The organism is Bradyrhizobium sp. JR4.1 (assembly GCF_040548605.1).
Lineage (GTDB): Bacteria > Pseudomonadota > Alphaproteobacteria > Rhizobiales > Xanthobacteraceae > Bradyrhizobium > Bradyrhizobium canariense.
In genome coordinates this window covers 40,563-55,942 of sequence record NZ_JBEPRY010000011.1, presented here as the reverse complement: position 1 = coordinate 55,942, position 15,380 = coordinate 40,563, and the positions used below count along the sequence as shown (strand labels likewise).

Here is a 15,380-nt window from a genome sequence, read left to right as displayed (position 1 = left end):
CGCTCACAAAGTTACACCGCCGGCCCGATCGCCGCGTCGGCGAGTGCCTTCAATGTCGGGAAATGGAAGTCCGGCTTGGTCAGCGTCTCCACGGCCGGCGTGCCGCCGAAGCCTGCCATGCCCTGACGCCGTTCGATCCAGCACACCTTGTAACCGAGCTTCCGCGCGATCCCGATGTCGTGATACTGGCTCTGCGCCACGTGCAGAATGTCGGACTGCTTGTAGCCGAACGCCGACTGGCGGCCCTTGTTGTAGGCAAAGAATTCCGGGTTCGGTTTGGCGACGCCAGTCTCGTCGGCGCAAACGGTATCGTCGAAGGGATTGCCGAGCGCATGCGCGTAACAGGAGAGCGCGACGCGGTCGGCGTTGGTCATCGCGACCAGCCTGAATTTGGTGCGCAGGCGCTTGAGCGCCTCAACCGAGTCCGGGAACGGTCCCCAGCGCAGCACCGCGAGTTGGAAGACGTCGCAGGAGGCGTCATCGGCCTGCAGCCCGAGCTCCTTGGCGAGATGGCGATAGACATGGAACATCACCTCGCTCGAACGCTCATGGTGCTTGTCGCGGCCACGCTTGTAGGATTCGAAGATCTTGTCGTCGCTGAGCTCGGCCGGCGACTTGCCCGAGATCCTGCGCACCGCGGAGAGCACGCCGGTCTCGAAATCGATCAAGGTGCCGACGACGTCGAAGGTGAGAACCTTGAAATTGCTGAACGAGGCTGCTGACGACATTTTGGCTTCTTCTCTCGGTTGGACAAGGCTTGGGTTCAGTCCCTCACCCTGGGTACGACGATGGTGTCCTCGGGGTGAAGGGTCACGGTGAGGCTGCCGCCGAGTGGCGGGATGCGGCTGTAGGCTTCGTGATGACTGGCTTGGCGCAGGCTGAGCACGATGCCGTCGGCGAGCGCCAGGAAGATGCGCAGGCTCTCGCCCTGATAGACAATGTCGGTGACCGTGCCGGTGAGCCGATTGCAGGCTGAGTCCGGCGCGCCGTCGTCGATGAGCAGCTTTTCGCTGTGCACGGCGAGCATCAGCGCGTCTCCGTCGGGAATGGCGCGGGTGCTGCGCAGAAGCACATTGCCGAGCGCAACGCCGGAGGCATCGACGCGTCGCACGGGAAGCATCGTGGCTTCGCCAATGAAACTCGCGACGAAGGAATCCGCGGGATGATCGTGCAGACGCTCGGGCGCGTCGATCTGGATCAGCCTGCCGTCTTTCATCACGGCGACGCGGTCGCTCATGGTCAGTGCTTCGCGTTGATCGTGGGTGACGTAGATGATGGTGGCGCCGATGCGCTTGTGCAGCGCGCGCAGCTCGATCTGCATGGATTCGCGCAGCTGCTTGTCGAGCGCGGACAGCGGTTCGTCCATCAGGATCAGCCGCGGCTCGAAGATCATGGCGCGTGCGAGCGCCACGCGCTGGCGCTGGCCGCCGGAGAGCTGCGCGATACCGCGCTCTTCGTAGCCGGCAAGGCCAACCATCGAAAGTGCCGTGCGCACCTTGTCCGGCCAGACCGCCTTCGGCAGCCGTCGCGCGCGCAAGGGAAAGGCGACATTCTCGCCGACGCTCATATGCGGGAACAGCGCGTAATTCTGGAAAACGACGCCGATGTCGCGCTTGTGCGGCGGCATCCAGGTGACGTCGCGGCCGCCAAACAGGATCGTTCCGCTCGATGGCAGGATGAAGCCGCCGAGGATGCCGAGCAACGTGGTCTTGCCGGAGCCGGAGGGGCCCAGCAGCGAGACGAACTCGCCGGCGGCGACATTGAGGGACACGTCGTCGAGGGCGCGAACGGCACCATAGGCCTTGCTCGCGGATCTGATCTCGACGCTTTCCGCTCGTTTGTCCAACGATCGACCTCGCCATGCAACGGCGTGCCTCACTGCACGCCATAAGCCTGGTTTATAGACAGGGAACTTGAGCACTCACGGTCGAAGCGTGCACCGCACCAACATCTTCGCTCGCAAGCCCTGTCTTTAGGCTGTGACGCCAATGACACCAGACTTGGCAAAACTCGGCAATTGCCAAATTCTCACCTGGCTCATAACATGGGGTTATGCCCGAGCTGCGCCGCATGCTGCCCTCAAGTAACGCCCTGTTCGTCTTCGACGCAGCGGCACGCAATGGCAGCTTCACTGCGGCTGCCGCCGAACTGAACGTCACCCAGCCTGCGGTGAGCCGGATGCTGGGTCAGTTCGAGGACCATCTCGGCGTCCGCCTGTTCGACCGCAAGGCGGGACGCGCGGTGCTCACCGAGGAAGGCGAACTCTTGTATCGCCGCGTGCTCGAAGGCTTTCGCAGCATCGAAAGCGGGCTAGTCGAGATCGAGCGGCGCCGCAAGGGCACCGAGACGGTGACACTGTCGGTCTCCTCCGCCTTCACCACGCATTGGCTGATGCCGCGCATCGACAAGCTGCAGAAGCAATTTCCTCAGGTCGATTTGCGCTTCCAACTGATCTCCGGCGCGCTGCGCGGACCGGTGGAGAATGTCGACCTCGGCATGCGCTTCCGCGATCGCGAGGAGCCGTCATCCGGCGGCACGCTGGTGATGAAGGAGGTCATGCTGCCGATGTGCAGCCCTGCCTATCTCGGCGAAACCGATCCCGCGGAGGGCAACACCATCATTAGGCTCGCCGAGACGCCGGGCGACTGGGCCGCGGATTACGCATCGCTTCTCACCGGGCGTCGCGGTGCGGCCAAGGCGCTGAGCTTCACGGACTATGCCGTCGTGATGCAGGCCGCCCTGCTCGGCCAGGGTATCGCGCTCGGTTGGCTGACGGTCGCCTCGCACTGGCTGCTGACCGGCGCGCTGGTGCCGGCGTCCGACACGCTTACCACCACGCGCCGCATCTGCGAATTCCTGCCACCGCGCAACCGGCCGATGCGCCCCATCGCCGCCGAGATCCGAGACTGGATCACCGCACAGATGCAAGGCGAGATCGCCGCGATCGACCGGCTCTATCCAAAGCTCGGCGCGATGGCTGCGTGCTACTAGAGCGTTTTCGGGCGAAGTGGATATACCGGCTCGCGTGAAGAAAACGCGTCAAAACCGGAGTCTAGGCGGGTGTCAGCGCGGCACAGTAACGATCGGGCAGGTGATCGCCGATGCCCGCCGGGAGCAGCACCGTAAGCCTGCCGATGACATCCGACCGCGTGTTCTCGGATACGCCGCTGAGGAGATTGCGGACCTGCTCACCAATTCCAGCATTCGCCATTGGCTCATCCGAACCAACATTCGTCGTGAGCTGGCTGGCGCTGAATTTGGCGCCGCGTGCACAGGCGAGATAACGGCCGACGTGATGAAAGCCAAGCCCGGGCGGAGGCACGGTCGGGACGATGTCGGTGCCGTGCACGAGACGATAGGTCATCCTGCCGAACGTACCGTTGTAGAGTGCGACGAAATCGTCGCGGCCCACGCGCGGACAACCGTAAAGATAGATCTGCGCATCCGCGAGTTGGAGCTGCTCCCGCGCGAAGTCCACCGTTGCCACCGCGATCGCGGCGCCGAGGCTGTGCCCAGTGATGAAGATCGGTGATTTGCGCGCCAGCGCTGCCGCCAGTGCGCTCTTCACGTCGTCCCACACGGCTGCCGCCGCATCGACGAACCCCTGGTGCACGGGCGCCTTCGGTCGGCCAAGCGTGAAATCGCTGACCCAGTTCAGGAGATGAAGCGGGTCGGTGCCGGCGAAGGCGACAATTGTTGCGTCGCCCTTGCTCGCGATGATCCCGCGCGTGTCGGTCAGCGGCAGCGTCGAATGCGCCGGCTGGCTCAGCAGCTTGACACCGGACAGATCAAAGAACGGAGAGACCCTGCTGATCGTGTCCGGCACATGGGTCTCGTAGGCGAGTTGCGACATCCACATCATCGCGCGAGCGATGTCGAGATCAAAGCCGGTTGATGTCTCGTTGAATTTTGCAAATGCCCGTCGGTCATATTGATCGGGAGGAAGTTCGACCAGAATGCTCACATCAAGCTCCTAAATGGCTTATTGCTGCAATGCGTCGATCGAAAACGGAATGGCGCTACCTTCGCATATGGCTGGAACTTTGACAATCTGTGCGCGTGCCCGGGACGTATTCTGCCGTCGCGCTTAAGAGGACAAGGTTGAGACGAGGCACCTCTCCTCCACGTCATTGCGAGCGCAGCGAAGCAATCCAGAGTCTTTCCGCGGCGGGATTCTGGATTGCTTCGCTGCGCTCGCAATGACGGTGCGGATAGAGCTTTGGCCCCTATTGATGCTCGATCGCGCGGATTGCGCCGCGCAGCTCGGCGAGACCGCGGAGGCGACCGATCGCGGTGTAGCCCGGATTGGTGCGCTTGGTCGCGGCGAGATCGTCCAGCATGCGGTGGCCGTGATCGGGCCGGAACACAATCCTCTTGTCGGGCGAACGTCGCGCGTTCTCCTTCAACAGCGCCTTGAGCACAGGGACCATGTCGACGTCACCGTCGAGATGATCGGACTCGTAGAACGACAGGCCGTCGGCCTCGCGCTTGGTCGCGCGCAGATGTGCAAAGGCGATGCGCGGGCCGAAGCGCTCGGCCATGGCGGGGAGATTGTTCTCAGGCCGCACGCCGAGCGACCCTGTGCACAGGCAGATACCATTCGCCTTTGACGGTACGGCATCAAACAACGCCTGATAGTCGTCGGCGCTGGACGCGATGCGCGGCAGCCCGAACAGCGGACGCGGCGGATCGTCCGGATGCAGCGTCAACGACACCCCGAGCTGCTCGGCCACCGGCGCGACGCGACCCAAAAACTCGGCGAGATGCTGCCGCAGGATTCTTGGCGTGACGTCGTGATATGCTTCGAGCCGGTCGCGGAATTGCGGGATGGTCATCGGCTCGGTCGTCGAGCCCGGCAGCGCGCTGGCGATCACCATGACGAGATAATCGATATCGGCTTGGGTCATCCCATCGAACAGCTTTTTCGCGCGACCCTGCTGCTCCGGCGAATACTCAGCGGTCGCGGCCGGCCGCTTCAGGATGTGCAGCTCGAAGGCGGCGAAACGGTCCTGGTCGAAGCGCATGGCACGGGCGCCGTTCGGCAGCTCCCATTCGAGATCGGTGCGGCACCAATCCACGACGGGCATGAAATTGTAGCAGATGATCTTGATACCGGCCGCGGCAACCGCCTCCAGGCTGGCGATCCACGTCTCGATCGAGCGCGTTGCCTTAGCCCCGAGACGCTTGACGTCGTCGGGGATCGGAATCGATTCCACCACCGACCAGGTCAGCTGCGAACGGCCGGGCTGACCGTTCTCGATGAAGTTCTTGCGCTCCTCGACCGCCTTGCGGGTCCAGGCTTCGCCGATCGGCACCTGATGCAGCGCCGAGACGATGTCGCTCGCCCCGGCCTGCCTGACATCGTCGAGCGAGACCGGATCATCCGGCCCGTACCAGCGCCATCCCTCCAGCATCATCGAAATTCTCCCGGATCAGTTCGCGGTCAGCACGACCTTGACGCTCTGCGAGCGGTCGAGCGCCAGCCGCAGCGCGTCCGGCGCGGTGGACAGCGGCCGCTCGGCGGTGACCAGCGACAGCACGTCGATGCTGCCGTCCGCAATCAGCTCCACCGCCGTCATGAACTCGAGCCCGAAGCGGAACGAACCGCGCAGGTCGATCTCCTTGGCCATCACCGCATTCGCGGGCACCGGAATCTGACCGCCCGGCAAATTACCGATCTGCACCACAACGCCGCCGCGCCTGACGATACCGATCGCACTGGCAAGGCCTGCAGCCGTGCCTGAGACTTCGAAAGCGACATCGTACGGGCGCGACGCGGCCTGCGCCTTCAGGCCTTCCTCGCCGGCTGCGACATTCTCGACGTGAGAGGCGCCGAGCCGGGTCGCAAAGGCCAGCGGCGCCGGCGCGATGTCGGCCACCGTGACGTCGGTCATGCCGGCGCGGCGCGCGGCGAGCATGGTCAGAAGCCCGATCGGACCGGCACCGAAGATGATGCCGCGCTTGCCTTCGATGTTGCCGGCACGCGCCACCGCGTGCAGGCAGACCGCGAGCGGCTCGGCCAGCGCCGCGGCCTGATAGGACACATGATCGGGGATTTTCACGCACTGCGCCTGGATCGCGTCGAAATAGTTGGCAAAGCCGCCCTGCATATGCGGCGTCTTCGAGGCCGAGCCCATGAAGTAGATATTTTCGCAGAGGTTTTGCCGGCCTTCGCGGCAAGCGCCGCAATGGCCGCACCAGCGCGACGGGTTGACGGCAACGCGGTCGCCGACCTTCAGGTTCGCCGCGGAGCCCGCGATCTCCATGACCTCGCCTGAAATTTCGTGACCGAGCACCAGCGGCGATTTCACCACGAAATCGCCGGTGCGAGCATGACGGAAATAATGCATGTCCGAGCCGCAGATGCCGCCGGCGCCGAAACGGAGGCGCACCATGCCTTCAGCGAGCTTGTCGAGCGGATGCTCGACCATGCGCAGGTCTTCGGGGCCGAACAGGGTTGCGGCGAGAGCTGTGGATGTCATTTGGAAAGTCCCATGTATTTTGGCAGCCAGAGGGTCAGTTCGGGAATGTAGGTGATCGCGATCAGCGCGAGCATCAGCGGCACCAGCCAGGGCAGGATCGCCACCGTCGTGCGCTCGACCGAAAGCTTCGCGACGCGCGCGAGCACGAACAACACCATGCCGAGCGGCGGATGCAACAGGCCGATCATCAGGTTCAGCGTCATGATCAGACCGAAATGGATCGGGTCGATGCCGAGCTTGAGCACGATCGGCAGCAGGATCGGCACCAGAATGGTGATCGCGGCCGTGGTGTCGATGAAGCAGCCGACGAACAGGATCAGGACGTTGGCGAGCGCCAGGAACACCCATTTGTTATGGGTGATACTAAGCATCCAGTCCGACAGCATCTGGGCTGCCTGCGACACCGTCAGCAACCAGGCGAAGATCGAGGCTGCCGTGACGATGAACAGCACCGAAGCCGTGGTCTCGATGGTGTCGAAAGTCGCCTTCGCGACCGTTTTCATCGTCATGGTGCGATAGCGCACCAGGCCGAGGAACAGCGACCAGATCACGGCGGCGACCGCGGCTTCCGTCGGGGTGAACCAGCCGAGCGTCATGCCGCCGATCAGGATCACCGGCGCCATCAGCGCCATTACCGCGGAGAAGTCGAAGTACCAGTCGAGCGCGAGCAGCGCGACCAGGCCAAGCCCAACTGCCCAATTGGTGGAGAGGCCGGCGACCGTCAGAAGCCAGACGGCCATCGGGAAGCTCAGTACGACGAGGATCTCGAGCCCCGCCGATCCCAATTGCGGCCAGGAGAACGGCGTATCGCTGCCCCATTTGTTCTTGTGCGCGAAGTAGGTGACGGTGGCCATCATCAGCAGCGTCAGCACGACGCCTGGAATGACGCCCCCCAGAAACAACGCGCCGATCGAGACGTTCGCCATCATGCCGTAAATCACGAAAGGCAGCGACGGCGGGATGATCGGGCCGAGCGTGGCGGACGCCGCGGTGACGCCGACCGAGAACTCCGTGGTGTAGCCGTGATCCTTCATCGCCTTGATCTCGATGGTACCGAGACCCGCGGCATCCGCGATCGCGGTGCCGGACATGCCGGAGAAGATCACCGAGCCGATGATGTTGACGTGGCCGAGGCCGCCGCGCATCCAGCCGACCAGCGCGACGGCGAATTTGTAGATGCGTCCGGTGACGCCGGCGATGTTCATGAGATTTCCGGCCAGGATGAAGAACGGCACGGCGAGCAGCGGAAAGCTTTCCACGCCGGCGATCATGCGCTGCGCCAGCGTGACGTCGGGCGTCACGCCGCTGACCAGGATGTAGAGCAGCGACGACGACGCCATGGCAATCGCCACGGGAACGCCGAGCAGCATCAGGACGAGAAAGCCTCCAAGCAACAGCAGCATGAAATTACCCTTCAAAACCGTCGTAGGCGCCGGGACGTTCGAGGATCGAATAGCCCTGTCGCAAATGTTGCACGGCCACCTGCACGGAGCGCACGAACATCAGCACGAAGCCGAGCAGCACCGCGTAATAGACGTAGTCCTTGGGAAGATTGATCGTGGTCATGGATTCGTCGCCGATGATCTGGATGTAGACCCAGACCAGCTTGATGGCGTAGCCGAAGAAGACGATCCGGATCAGGTCGATCACTGTCGACAACGCGCGCGCCACGAGGTGGGGCAGATAGCGATAGAGCAGATCGACCTGGATGTGCCGCGACAGCCGCACGCACATCGAGGAGCCGATGAAGACCACGCCGATCAGGCAGTAGGTCGCGATCTCCTCGGTCCAGGCGTAGCTGTCGTTGAGCACGTAGCGGGTAAAGAACTGCAGGAAGACGGCGAGCGCCATCACCCAGAAGATCGCCAGCGCCACCCAGTCCTCGAAAGCGTAGATGCCGAGATCGACCTTGGGTGCCGCCTCTTCCTCGAAGGTGTGGGCGATCTCGTCCGCGGTGATCTGCCGGTGCGTTTCGGCGGTGGACATGGGTGTGCTCTCCAAACTGGTCACGTCGTTCCGGGATGGTGCGTTAGCACCAGACCCGGAACCTCGAGATTCTCAGGTGCGCGATTGCGCACCGTAGTTCGGTCCTGCGGACCGCCCCGGGATGACGACTACGTCGTCATTTCACCGCCTGAATGCGTTCCCAGTCGGCCTTGCGATAGCCAAACGTCTCGAACGCGACGTTCTTCAGAACGGTGTCGCGGAACTCGTTCTTGTCGACCTCGGTCACGGTCAGGCCCTTCTCCTTGAAGAAGGCAACCAGCTTGGCCTCATTCTGCTTGATCTCCGCGGTCGCCTTGGCGGCGGCTTCCTGCGCGACGTCGGTGAAGATCTTCTTGTCCTCGTCGCTGAGCTTCTTCCAGAGCGCACCGGCCACCACCGTGTTGAGATGGTCGACAATGTGGCCGGTCAGCACGATGTGCTTCTGCACCTCGTAGAACTTCTTGGCCTCGATCGTGGTGAGCGGATTCTCCTGCGCCTCGACGGTGCCGTTCTGGAGCGCCAGATAGACTTCGGCGAACGCGATCGGCGCGGTGTTGGCGCCGCAGGCGCGCGGCATCGCCAGATAAGCGGGCACGTCGGGCACGCGCATCTTGAGACCCTTGAGGTCGGCACAGGTCTTGATCGGCTTGTTCGACGAAGTCTGGCGCACGCCGTAATAGGTCACCGCGAGGATGTGGTGGCCGCTCTTGTCCTCGTAACCCTTGGTGAGCTCCTTGAAGATGTCGCTCTTGGTGTAGGCGAGCAGATGATCGGCATCGCGGAAGGTGTAGGGATAATAGGTCACGCCGATCGGCGGAAAGCTCTTGGCCGCAAAGCTCGAGCCGGAGATGATGATGTCGACCGAGCCAAGCGAGAGGCCCTGGTTGATGTCGGCTTCCTTGCCGAGCTGCGACGCCGGATAGACGTCGATCGCATAACGCCCATTGGTGCGCTTGCCGATTTCCTGCGCGGCCCACACTGAGGCGGTGTGGAAGGGCTCCGAGGTCTCGTAGACATGGGCCCATTTGAGCTTGGTCTGCGCCATGCCGGCGCCAGTCGTCGCAATCATCGCCGCGGCCGAGACCGCCAGCACCATTGTCATCTTTTTCAACACTGACTTTTCCTCCATTTTTCAAGTCTGCTTCTTTTAAATCTGCTTCTTGTCCGCCCGCCCCCGACGCGGGTGCGGGCCGCACAATCTCATCACCGTCGCGCGCTGCTGCTCGCAGCTCGCTTCTTCTTCGGCGCACGTTCCGGTTTTGACGGCTTTGCCGTCGATCGCCCCGCGCGCCCGGAAGACGGTCCTGCCGCGTTCTCAGCGCCGAAGTTCTGCGCAAAGCGCTCCTGGGATCGCGCGAGATGATCGCGCATGGCATCGCGAGCCGCTTCAGGATGGTGTGCGGCGATGGCGTCGCGCACCGCGCGATGCTCGTCGAGCGCAGTGCGCCACGTGCCCGGGCTCTCGAAATAATGCGCAAGCTGCGCGAAATAGGGATTAAGGCGCTGGTCGAACAACTCGCCGACCACGCGCACCAGAACGGCATTGCCGAGGCTTCCGGCGATCGCGACGTGGAAGGCGCGGTCGTGGACCATCGAGGCTTCGCCAGGGTGCTCTACATTCTCCATCGCGACAAGGGACGCATCGATGCGAGCAACGTCGTCCTTCGTCGCCACGCGCGCGGCTTCTTCGGCGATGGCGCTTTCCAGGAACTCGCGGGCGCGCAGCAGCTCAAACGGACCCTCGATGACGGAAGCAGGCGCGGTCGCCGCAACCGCCGCGGGCTCGATCACATAAATGCCGGAACCGACGCGGATGCGGAGGCGGCCTTCGACTTCGAGCGCGATCAGGGCCTCGCGCACCGTCGGCCTGGAAATCTTGAGCTGCTCGGCGAGTTCGCGTTCGGTCGGCAAGCGGCTGCCGACCGCGTACTCGCCGCTGTCGATCAGGCTTCGCAATTGATCGGCGACCTGGCGATAAAGCCGTCTCGCCTCCACAGCTTCCAGCGGCACGCTGGTCCTCCCGAAAGGGTCATGCCGGCAGCTCTCGCTGCCCGCGGCCCGCCAATTTTGGAAAATTGGTCTTACCAATTGACCGCAGCATTGACCGAGGACAGGCGCCATGTCAAGCAGCGGCCAAACAAGGGGAGAGACGACCATGCGCCCTGATCCAACGCGCCTTGGCCGCGCCAATCTCGACCGGCTGCCACAAGGCATCCGCCGCCCGGCCTACGACCGTTCGCGGGTCACGCCCGGCATCGTGCATCTCGGCCTTGGCGCGTTTCATCGCGCCCACCAGGCCGTGGTCATCGACGATTGCCTTGCCGCCGGCGCCACCTCGTGGGGCATCGTCGGCGCCAGCTTGCGCAGCCCTGACACACGCGACGCCCTCGCCCCGCAGGATCATCTCTACACGGTTGCCGTCCGTGCAGCCGAAGCCACCGAACACCGCATCATCGGTGCGCTGCTCGACAGCGTGGTCGCGCGCGAAAGCCCGGCACGATTGGTCGAGCGAATGGCCGATCCCGCCATTCGCATCGTCTCCCTCACCGTCACCGAGAAAGGCTATTGCCACACGCCGCAGACCGGCGATCTCGACGAACGCCATCCTGATGTCGTGCACGACCTCAACAATTTCGACGCGCCGCGCTCGGCTCCCGGCTTCATCGTTGCAGCGCTGGCGCGCCGGCGAGCCCTGGGCGCGCCGCCGTTCACCGTGCTGAGCTGCGACAACCTCGCCGCCAATGGCCACACCGTGCAGCGGATCGTGACGCAATTCGCCGCGCTGCGCTCGAAGGATCTCGGCAAGTGGATCGCGGATACGGCGGCCTTCCCCTCGACTATGGTCGACCGCATCGTGCCGGAGACGACGGATGGTGACCGCGACGTGGTTTCGTCGGCGCTCGGTTTGCGCGACGCATGGCCCGTCATGACCGAGCCGTTCACGCAATGGGTAGTCGAGGATCGCTTTACGGCGGGCCGGCCCGATCTTGCCGCCGCCGGGGTCGAACTGGTGAACGACGTCAAGCCATTCGAGCTGATGAAGCTGCGGCTGCTCAACGCCAGCCATTCGGCGCTGGCCTATCTCGGCTATCTGGCCGGCTACGAGACCATCGCCGACACCATGCAGGATCCGCATTTCGCGCGCCTCGCCGCGCAGGTGATGGAAGAGGCCGCGGTGACGCTGACGATGCCCGCGGGCACCGATCTGGCCGCCTATCGCGCCTCGCTGCTCAAGCGCTTCGCCAATCCGGCACTGCATCACCGCACCTGGCAGATCGCGATGGACGGCTCCCAAAAGCTGCCGCAGCGCCTGCTCGGCGCGATCCAGGATCGTCTCGCCGGCAACCTACCGATCGCGACGCATGCGCTCGCGGTGGCCGGCTGGATGCGCTACGTCACCGGTCTCGACGAGAACGGCCGCACCATCGACGTGCGCGATCCGCTCGCCGCCGAATTCGGTGGCTTGGCGCGCGAGGCAGGTCCCGTTGCCGAACGATTGGCGCCCGCACTGCTCGGCGTCGGAAAAGTGTTCGGGTCGCTGGGCGCGGAGCCGCGCCTGCGCGAGGCCGTGACCGGAGCACTCGGCCGACTCTACCAGGATGGCGCGCGGCGTGCGGTGGAGACTCTGGTCTCGGCGTGACCACAAAACGGGCAGCAATGCTGCATTGCGGTCCAGATCGACGGAAAGTCGACGGAAGTCTTGCTTGATTTTTGTCTGTCATTGCCCCACCCGAGAGGCATGGCAAAGGACAGCAAGGTGATCGCGGCGAACGCAGCGTTCTACGCCGCCTTTTCGACCGGCGATTTCGACGAAATGGAGCGGATGTGGGCGGACGATGACGCCATTTCCTGCATTCATCCCGGCTGGCCGGCCATCATCGGCCGGGCCACGGTGATCGGAAGCTGGCGCGATATCCTGCAGAGCCCGGAACGGCCGCAGATCGTGTGCGCGGAACCGCAGGCCATCGTCGATGGCGACAGCGCGCGCGTGCTCTGCATCGAGATCGTCGACGGCACGGCATTGGCTGCGGCCAACCATTTTCGGCGCGTCGGCGACGACTGGCGCCTGGTGCACCACCAGTCCAGCCCGATCGCGCAGATTGTCGAGCAAGCTGAGGACGATAGAGCGAGCCACCGCGTCCATTGAGGGCGGCCGGCCCGCAGGCACATTCTACTGTGCATGGGGTTGTTTTTCGGTTTTTTTGTTTTGGCCTCACCCGAGCCCGGACAGATCATCCAGCACGACCCGCGCCTGGCTAAAATCGTCGTCCCGGAAGAACATGCTTCTGGTGATGAGCACGGGAATGTTCGCTCGTGAGGCCGCGATCAGGCCGTTGGCGGAATCCTCGATCGCGATGCAGTCGGACGCGTTGAGCTTCAGCCGCGCCAGGATCTCGAAATAGACATCCGGCGCAGGCTTTTTATGCCGCACGTCATCCCCGGCCACGATCGCATCAAAATCCGCGGCCCAGCTTTTTCCCAAGGCCCGCGACAGCAGCGCATCGATATTGCCGTGTGACGTGGTCGTCGCGATCGCGAGCCGCTGGCCGCGCGCCTTGGCAGCAGCGAACAGATCCGTCACCCCGGGCCGTAAGGGGCAGCAGCCGGTCTCGACCAGTTCGGCAAAATGCGCAGTCTTGATGCGGTGGAGTTCCGCGATGTCCACATCCGATAATGGCGCGGCGATCCTCAGCCTTTCATGATGGGCGCGGATCCGTTCCTTGCCGCCGGTGACCCGCAGCAGGTCCTTGTAGACGGCCCGGTCCCACTGCCAGTCGAGACCGTGGCGGGCGAAGGCATGGTTGAAGGCCTGCCGATGCAGCTCTTCGGTCTCGGCCAACGTGCCGTCGACATCGAAGATCAGCGCGGCGGCGCGGCGGACCAGCTCAGCCGCGTCAGATACCATTATGGCGGGCGCTTCTGCCTGCATGTTCGATGCGTCCCTCCGACGAGCGACCATCGCCCGCACAGGCGGGCGGGACAAATCGCAATATCTTTTGCCGGACCCAAAAATCTCTTATGAGCGGAGGGCGCGCTGCGGCGCGAACGGGAACTCCGACCTGCAAGGAAGACGTATGCGGCTCTTTATCCTGGGTCTCGGCTACAGTGCCCGGCACTTCGTCCGCCTGTTCGGTGGCGGCTTCTCGCATATCGCCGGCACGGTGCGCGATCCCGCGCAGCGGGGCGACCTCGCCGGCATCGAGGTACACGCCTTCTCCGGGAGCAGTCCGGCACGCGAGACGGTCGAACGTATGAGAGACGCCCACGTCCTTCTCATATCGATCCCACCTGGCAGCGCCGGCGATCCTGCCATCGCGACCTTCTCGGACGTCCTGGCGGCGGACCGCCACCGCAGGATCATCTATCTCTCCACGATCGGCGTGTATGGTGATCACGCCGGCGGATGGGTCGACGAGAGCACGCCGCCGCAGGCCGGCCTCGACCGCACGCGCATGCGGGTCGCGGCGGAACAGGCATGGACCGACACGACCGGTGGCGACGCCGCGATCCTGCGGCTTGCGGGTATCTATGGCCCCGGCCGTAACGCACTGGTGACGCTGCGCGCTGGAACGGCCCGGCGCATCATCAAGCCGGGACAGGTGTTCAACCGCATCCACGTCGACGACATCGCAAGCGCGATCATGGCCGCGATTCATCACCCGAGCGGCGGCATCTGGAACGTCTGTGACGACGAGCCGGCGCCGCCGCAGGACGTGATCGCTTACGCGGCGAAGCTGATGAACGTTGCACCGCCGCCGGAAGAGCCGTTCGAGACCGCCGAGATGTCGGCGATGGCCCGCAGCTTCTATGCCAGCAGCGCCCGCGTCTCCAACGCGAAAATGAAGCGCGAGCTCGGCGTCACGCTTGCTTATCCGACCTACCGTCACGCCCTAGAGACGTTGTGGCAAGCGGGGGAACGAGGATCATGCTTCGACCTCAGCTCAACACGCCATACTTCTTGAACCAGGCCTGGGCCTGCTTCCAGGCATCTTCGGCGGCGTCCTTGCGGTAGCTGCCGCGGTAGTCGGCATGGAAGCCGTGCGGCGCTTCCGGATAGATCTTGAACTCGGCCGTCTTCTTGTTCTGCTCCAAGGCTGTCTTGAGCTGCTCGACCTGGGCGACGGGAATGCCGGTATCGGCGCCGCCATAGAGGCCGAGCACCGGTGCCTTCATCTCGGGTGCGAGCTGCATCGGGCTCTTCGGCCACAGCGGATTGGCTGGATCGACGGGCGGACCGTAGAAGGCGACGCCGGCCTTGAGCGTGCCGCTGTGGGCGGCATATTCCCACACGGTGCGTCCGCCGCGGCAGAAGCCGATGATGCCGAGCTTACCGGTGTCGCCGCCTTGCGATCCCGCCCACGCCACGGTCGCGTCGAGATCGGACAGCAGCTCGGCGTCCGGCTTGGCATTGACGATCGGCAGCAGGTCCTTGATCTCGGTGACCTTGGTCAAATCGACGCCCTTGCGAAAGTAATAGTCGGGCGCGATCGCGAATGCGCCGAGCTTGGCGAGGCGCCGCGTCACGTCCTTGATGTATTCGTGCAGGCCGAAAGTCTCCATCGCCACGATGATCACCGGCGCATTGGTGTTGCCGGCGGGGCGGGCAAAATACGCAGGCATCTGCTCGGAGCCGACCTTGATCTTGGCGTCGCCGGTCTGGAGGCCGCCGGTGTCGTCGTGATCGCCTCGGCGCGCACGGGCCCGGCTGCAAGCGTGTAGCCGGCGGCGACGGCCGCAGTCGCGCTCATGAACCCGCGGCGCGAGACAGGGGCGACCTTGGTCAGCCCGACGACGTCGGATGTCATGGTGGTCTCGATACTCATCGGTTCGTCCTTCCTGATGCGTGCCCCTGATCCTTCAGGCGACGCATTCGCCAATAATTGCCAGCGAAACGCAAATCACCAGCCTGCG

The 15,380-nt window shown here is 64.1% G+C and carries 14 protein-coding genes and 1 pseudogene; 4 read left to right on the top strand and 11 right to left on the bottom strand.

All coding sequences use genetic code 11. The features are described 5' to 3' along the window. Window positions 1–11: 11 nt before the first annotated feature. Window positions 12–728 (bottom strand): HAD family hydrolase, encoded by a 717-nt coding sequence (locus ABIB90_RS21740; RefSeq protein WP_354201329.1) that lies wholly within the window; start codon window positions 726–728, stop codon window positions 12–14. A 35-nt stretch (window positions 729–763) separates the two neighbouring features. Then, window positions 764–1,846, bottom strand: coding sequence for an ABC transporter ATP-binding protein (locus ABIB90_RS21735; RefSeq protein ID WP_354201328.1), 1,083 nt, complete (start codon window positions 1,844–1,846; stop codon window positions 764–766). 206 nt (window positions 1,847–2,052) lie between these two features. Here ABIB90_RS21735 and ABIB90_RS21730 point away from each other — a divergent pair, with 206 nt between their 5' ends. Beyond that, entirely contained in the window at window positions 2,053–2,991 is a 939-nt protein-coding gene (locus tag ABIB90_RS21730) for a LysR family transcriptional regulator (protein WP_219681241.1), read from the top strand. Between the two features lie 61 nt (window positions 2,992–3,052). Here ABIB90_RS21730 and ABIB90_RS21725 read toward each other — a convergent pair whose 3' ends face one another. From ABIB90_RS21725 to ABIB90_RS21695, 7 genes are all read right to left on the bottom strand, one after another. Continuing rightward, complete coding sequence (locus tag ABIB90_RS21725; protein WP_354201327.1) at window positions 3,053–3,964, bottom strand: lipase family protein; 912 nt, start codon at window positions 3,962–3,964, stop codon at window positions 3,053–3,055. Window positions 3,965–4,226: 262 nt separating this feature from the next. Then, window positions 4,227–5,417, bottom strand: coding sequence for a mannonate dehydratase (gene uxuA, locus ABIB90_RS21720; protein WP_354201326.1), 1,191 nt, complete (start codon window positions 5,415–5,417; stop codon window positions 4,227–4,229). Window positions 5,418–5,432: 15 nt separating this feature from the next. After that, the gene (locus tag ABIB90_RS21715; protein WP_354201325.1) at window positions 5,433–6,482 is read right to left on the bottom strand and encodes an L-idonate 5-dehydrogenase; all 1,050 of its coding nucleotides are present in this window, start codon (window positions 6,480–6,482) and stop codon (window positions 5,433–5,435) included. Continuing rightward, a complete protein-coding gene (locus tag ABIB90_RS21710; RefSeq protein ID WP_354201324.1) occupies window positions 6,479–7,885 on the bottom strand; it encodes a TRAP transporter large permease in 1,407 nt (468 codons plus the stop codon). The genes ABIB90_RS21715 and ABIB90_RS21710 overlap by 4 nt, the downstream gene beginning before the upstream one ends. Before the next feature lie 4 nt (window positions 7,886–7,889). Beyond that, window positions 7,890–8,468: a TRAP transporter small permease gene (locus ABIB90_RS21705; protein WP_354201323.1), complete on the bottom strand. Its 579-nt coding sequence runs from the start codon at window positions 8,466–8,468 to the stop codon at window positions 7,890–7,892. 136 nt (window positions 8,469–8,604) lie between these two features. Beyond that, on the bottom strand, window positions 8,605–9,564 hold the full coding sequence (locus ABIB90_RS21700; protein ID WP_035969018.1) for a sialic acid TRAP transporter substrate-binding protein SiaP: 960 nt from the start codon (window positions 9,562–9,564) through the stop codon (window positions 8,605–8,607). 107 nt (window positions 9,565–9,671) lie between these two features. Then, window positions 9,672–10,478 (bottom strand): FadR/GntR family transcriptional regulator, encoded by an 807-nt coding sequence (locus ABIB90_RS21695; protein ID WP_354201322.1) that lies wholly within the window; start codon window positions 10,476–10,478, stop codon window positions 9,672–9,674. Window positions 10,479–10,623: 145 nt separating this feature from the next. Between ABIB90_RS21695 and ABIB90_RS21690 the strand changes: the two genes are divergently transcribed. Continuing rightward, window positions 10,624–12,108 (top strand): mannitol dehydrogenase family protein, encoded by a 1,485-nt coding sequence (locus ABIB90_RS21690; RefSeq protein WP_354160478.1) that lies wholly within the window; start codon window positions 10,624–10,626, stop codon window positions 12,106–12,108. A 99-nt stretch (window positions 12,109–12,207) separates the two neighbouring features. Beyond that, a complete protein-coding gene (locus tag ABIB90_RS21685; RefSeq protein ID WP_018453996.1) occupies window positions 12,208–12,615 on the top strand; it encodes a nuclear transport factor 2 family protein in 408 nt (135 codons plus the stop codon). Window positions 12,616–12,681: 66 nt separating this feature from the next. Here the strand turns inward: ABIB90_RS21685 and ABIB90_RS21680 are convergent, their stop codons facing one another. Beyond that, window positions 12,682–13,398 carry an HAD family hydrolase gene (locus ABIB90_RS21680; RefSeq protein WP_219681255.1) on the bottom strand — a complete coding sequence of 239 codons (717 nt, stop codon included), beginning with the start codon at window positions 13,396–13,398 and terminating at the stop codon, window positions 12,682–12,684. A 145-nt stretch (window positions 13,399–13,543) separates the two neighbouring features. On the opposite strand from ABIB90_RS21680, the gene ABIB90_RS21675 reads away from it, so the two are divergent. Then, entirely contained in the window at window positions 13,544–14,431 is an 888-nt protein-coding gene (locus ABIB90_RS21675; RefSeq protein ID WP_354160476.1) for an SDR family oxidoreductase, read from the top strand. Here ABIB90_RS21675 and ABIB90_RS21670 read toward each other — a convergent pair. Continuing rightward, window positions 14,406–15,292: pseudogene (locus tag ABIB90_RS21670) on the bottom strand (dienelactone hydrolase family protein). The gene ABIB90_RS21675 and the pseudogene ABIB90_RS21670 sit on opposite strands and share 26 nt — an antisense overlap. Between the last annotated feature and the right edge of the window lie 88 nt (window positions 15,293–15,380).

Coding starts and splice junctions, on each gene's coding strand:
- ABIB90_RS21685 (WP_018453996.1), top strand. CDS start 12,208: ATGGCAAAGGACAGCAAGGTGATCGCGGCGAACGCAGCGTTCTACGCC.
- uxuA (WP_354201326.1), bottom strand. CDS start 5,417: ATGATGCTGGAGGGATGGCGCTGGTACGGGCCGGATGATCCGGTCTCG.
- ABIB90_RS21740 (WP_354201329.1), bottom strand. CDS start 728: ATGTCGTCAGCAGCCTCGTTCAGCAATTTCAAGGTTCTCACCTTCGAC.
- ABIB90_RS21680 (WP_219681255.1), bottom strand. CDS start 13,398: ATGCAGGCAGAAGCGCCCGCCATAATGGTATCTGACGCGGCTGAGCTG.
- ABIB90_RS21730 (WP_219681241.1), top strand. CDS start 2,053: ATGCCCGAGCTGCGCCGCATGCTGCCCTCAAGTAACGCCCTGTTCGTC.
- ABIB90_RS21710 (WP_354201324.1), bottom strand. CDS start 7,885: ATGCTGCTGTTGCTTGGAGGCTTTCTCGTCCTGATGCTGCTCGGCGTT.
- ABIB90_RS21705 (WP_354201323.1), bottom strand. CDS start 8,468: ATGTCCACCGCCGAAACGCACCGGCAGATCACCGCGGACGAGATCGCC.
- ABIB90_RS21700 (WP_035969018.1), bottom strand. CDS start 9,564: ATGGTGCTGGCGGTCTCGGCCGCGGCGATGATTGCGACGACTGGCGCC.
- ABIB90_RS21715 (WP_354201325.1), bottom strand. CDS start 6,482: ATGACATCCACAGCTCTCGCCGCAACCCTGTTCGGCCCCGAAGACCTG.
- ABIB90_RS21690 (WP_354160478.1), top strand. CDS start 10,624: ATGCGCCCTGATCCAACGCGCCTTGGCCGCGCCAATCTCGACCGGCTG.
- ABIB90_RS21675 (WP_354160476.1), top strand. CDS start 13,544: ATGCGGCTCTTTATCCTGGGTCTCGGCTACAGTGCCCGGCACTTCGTC.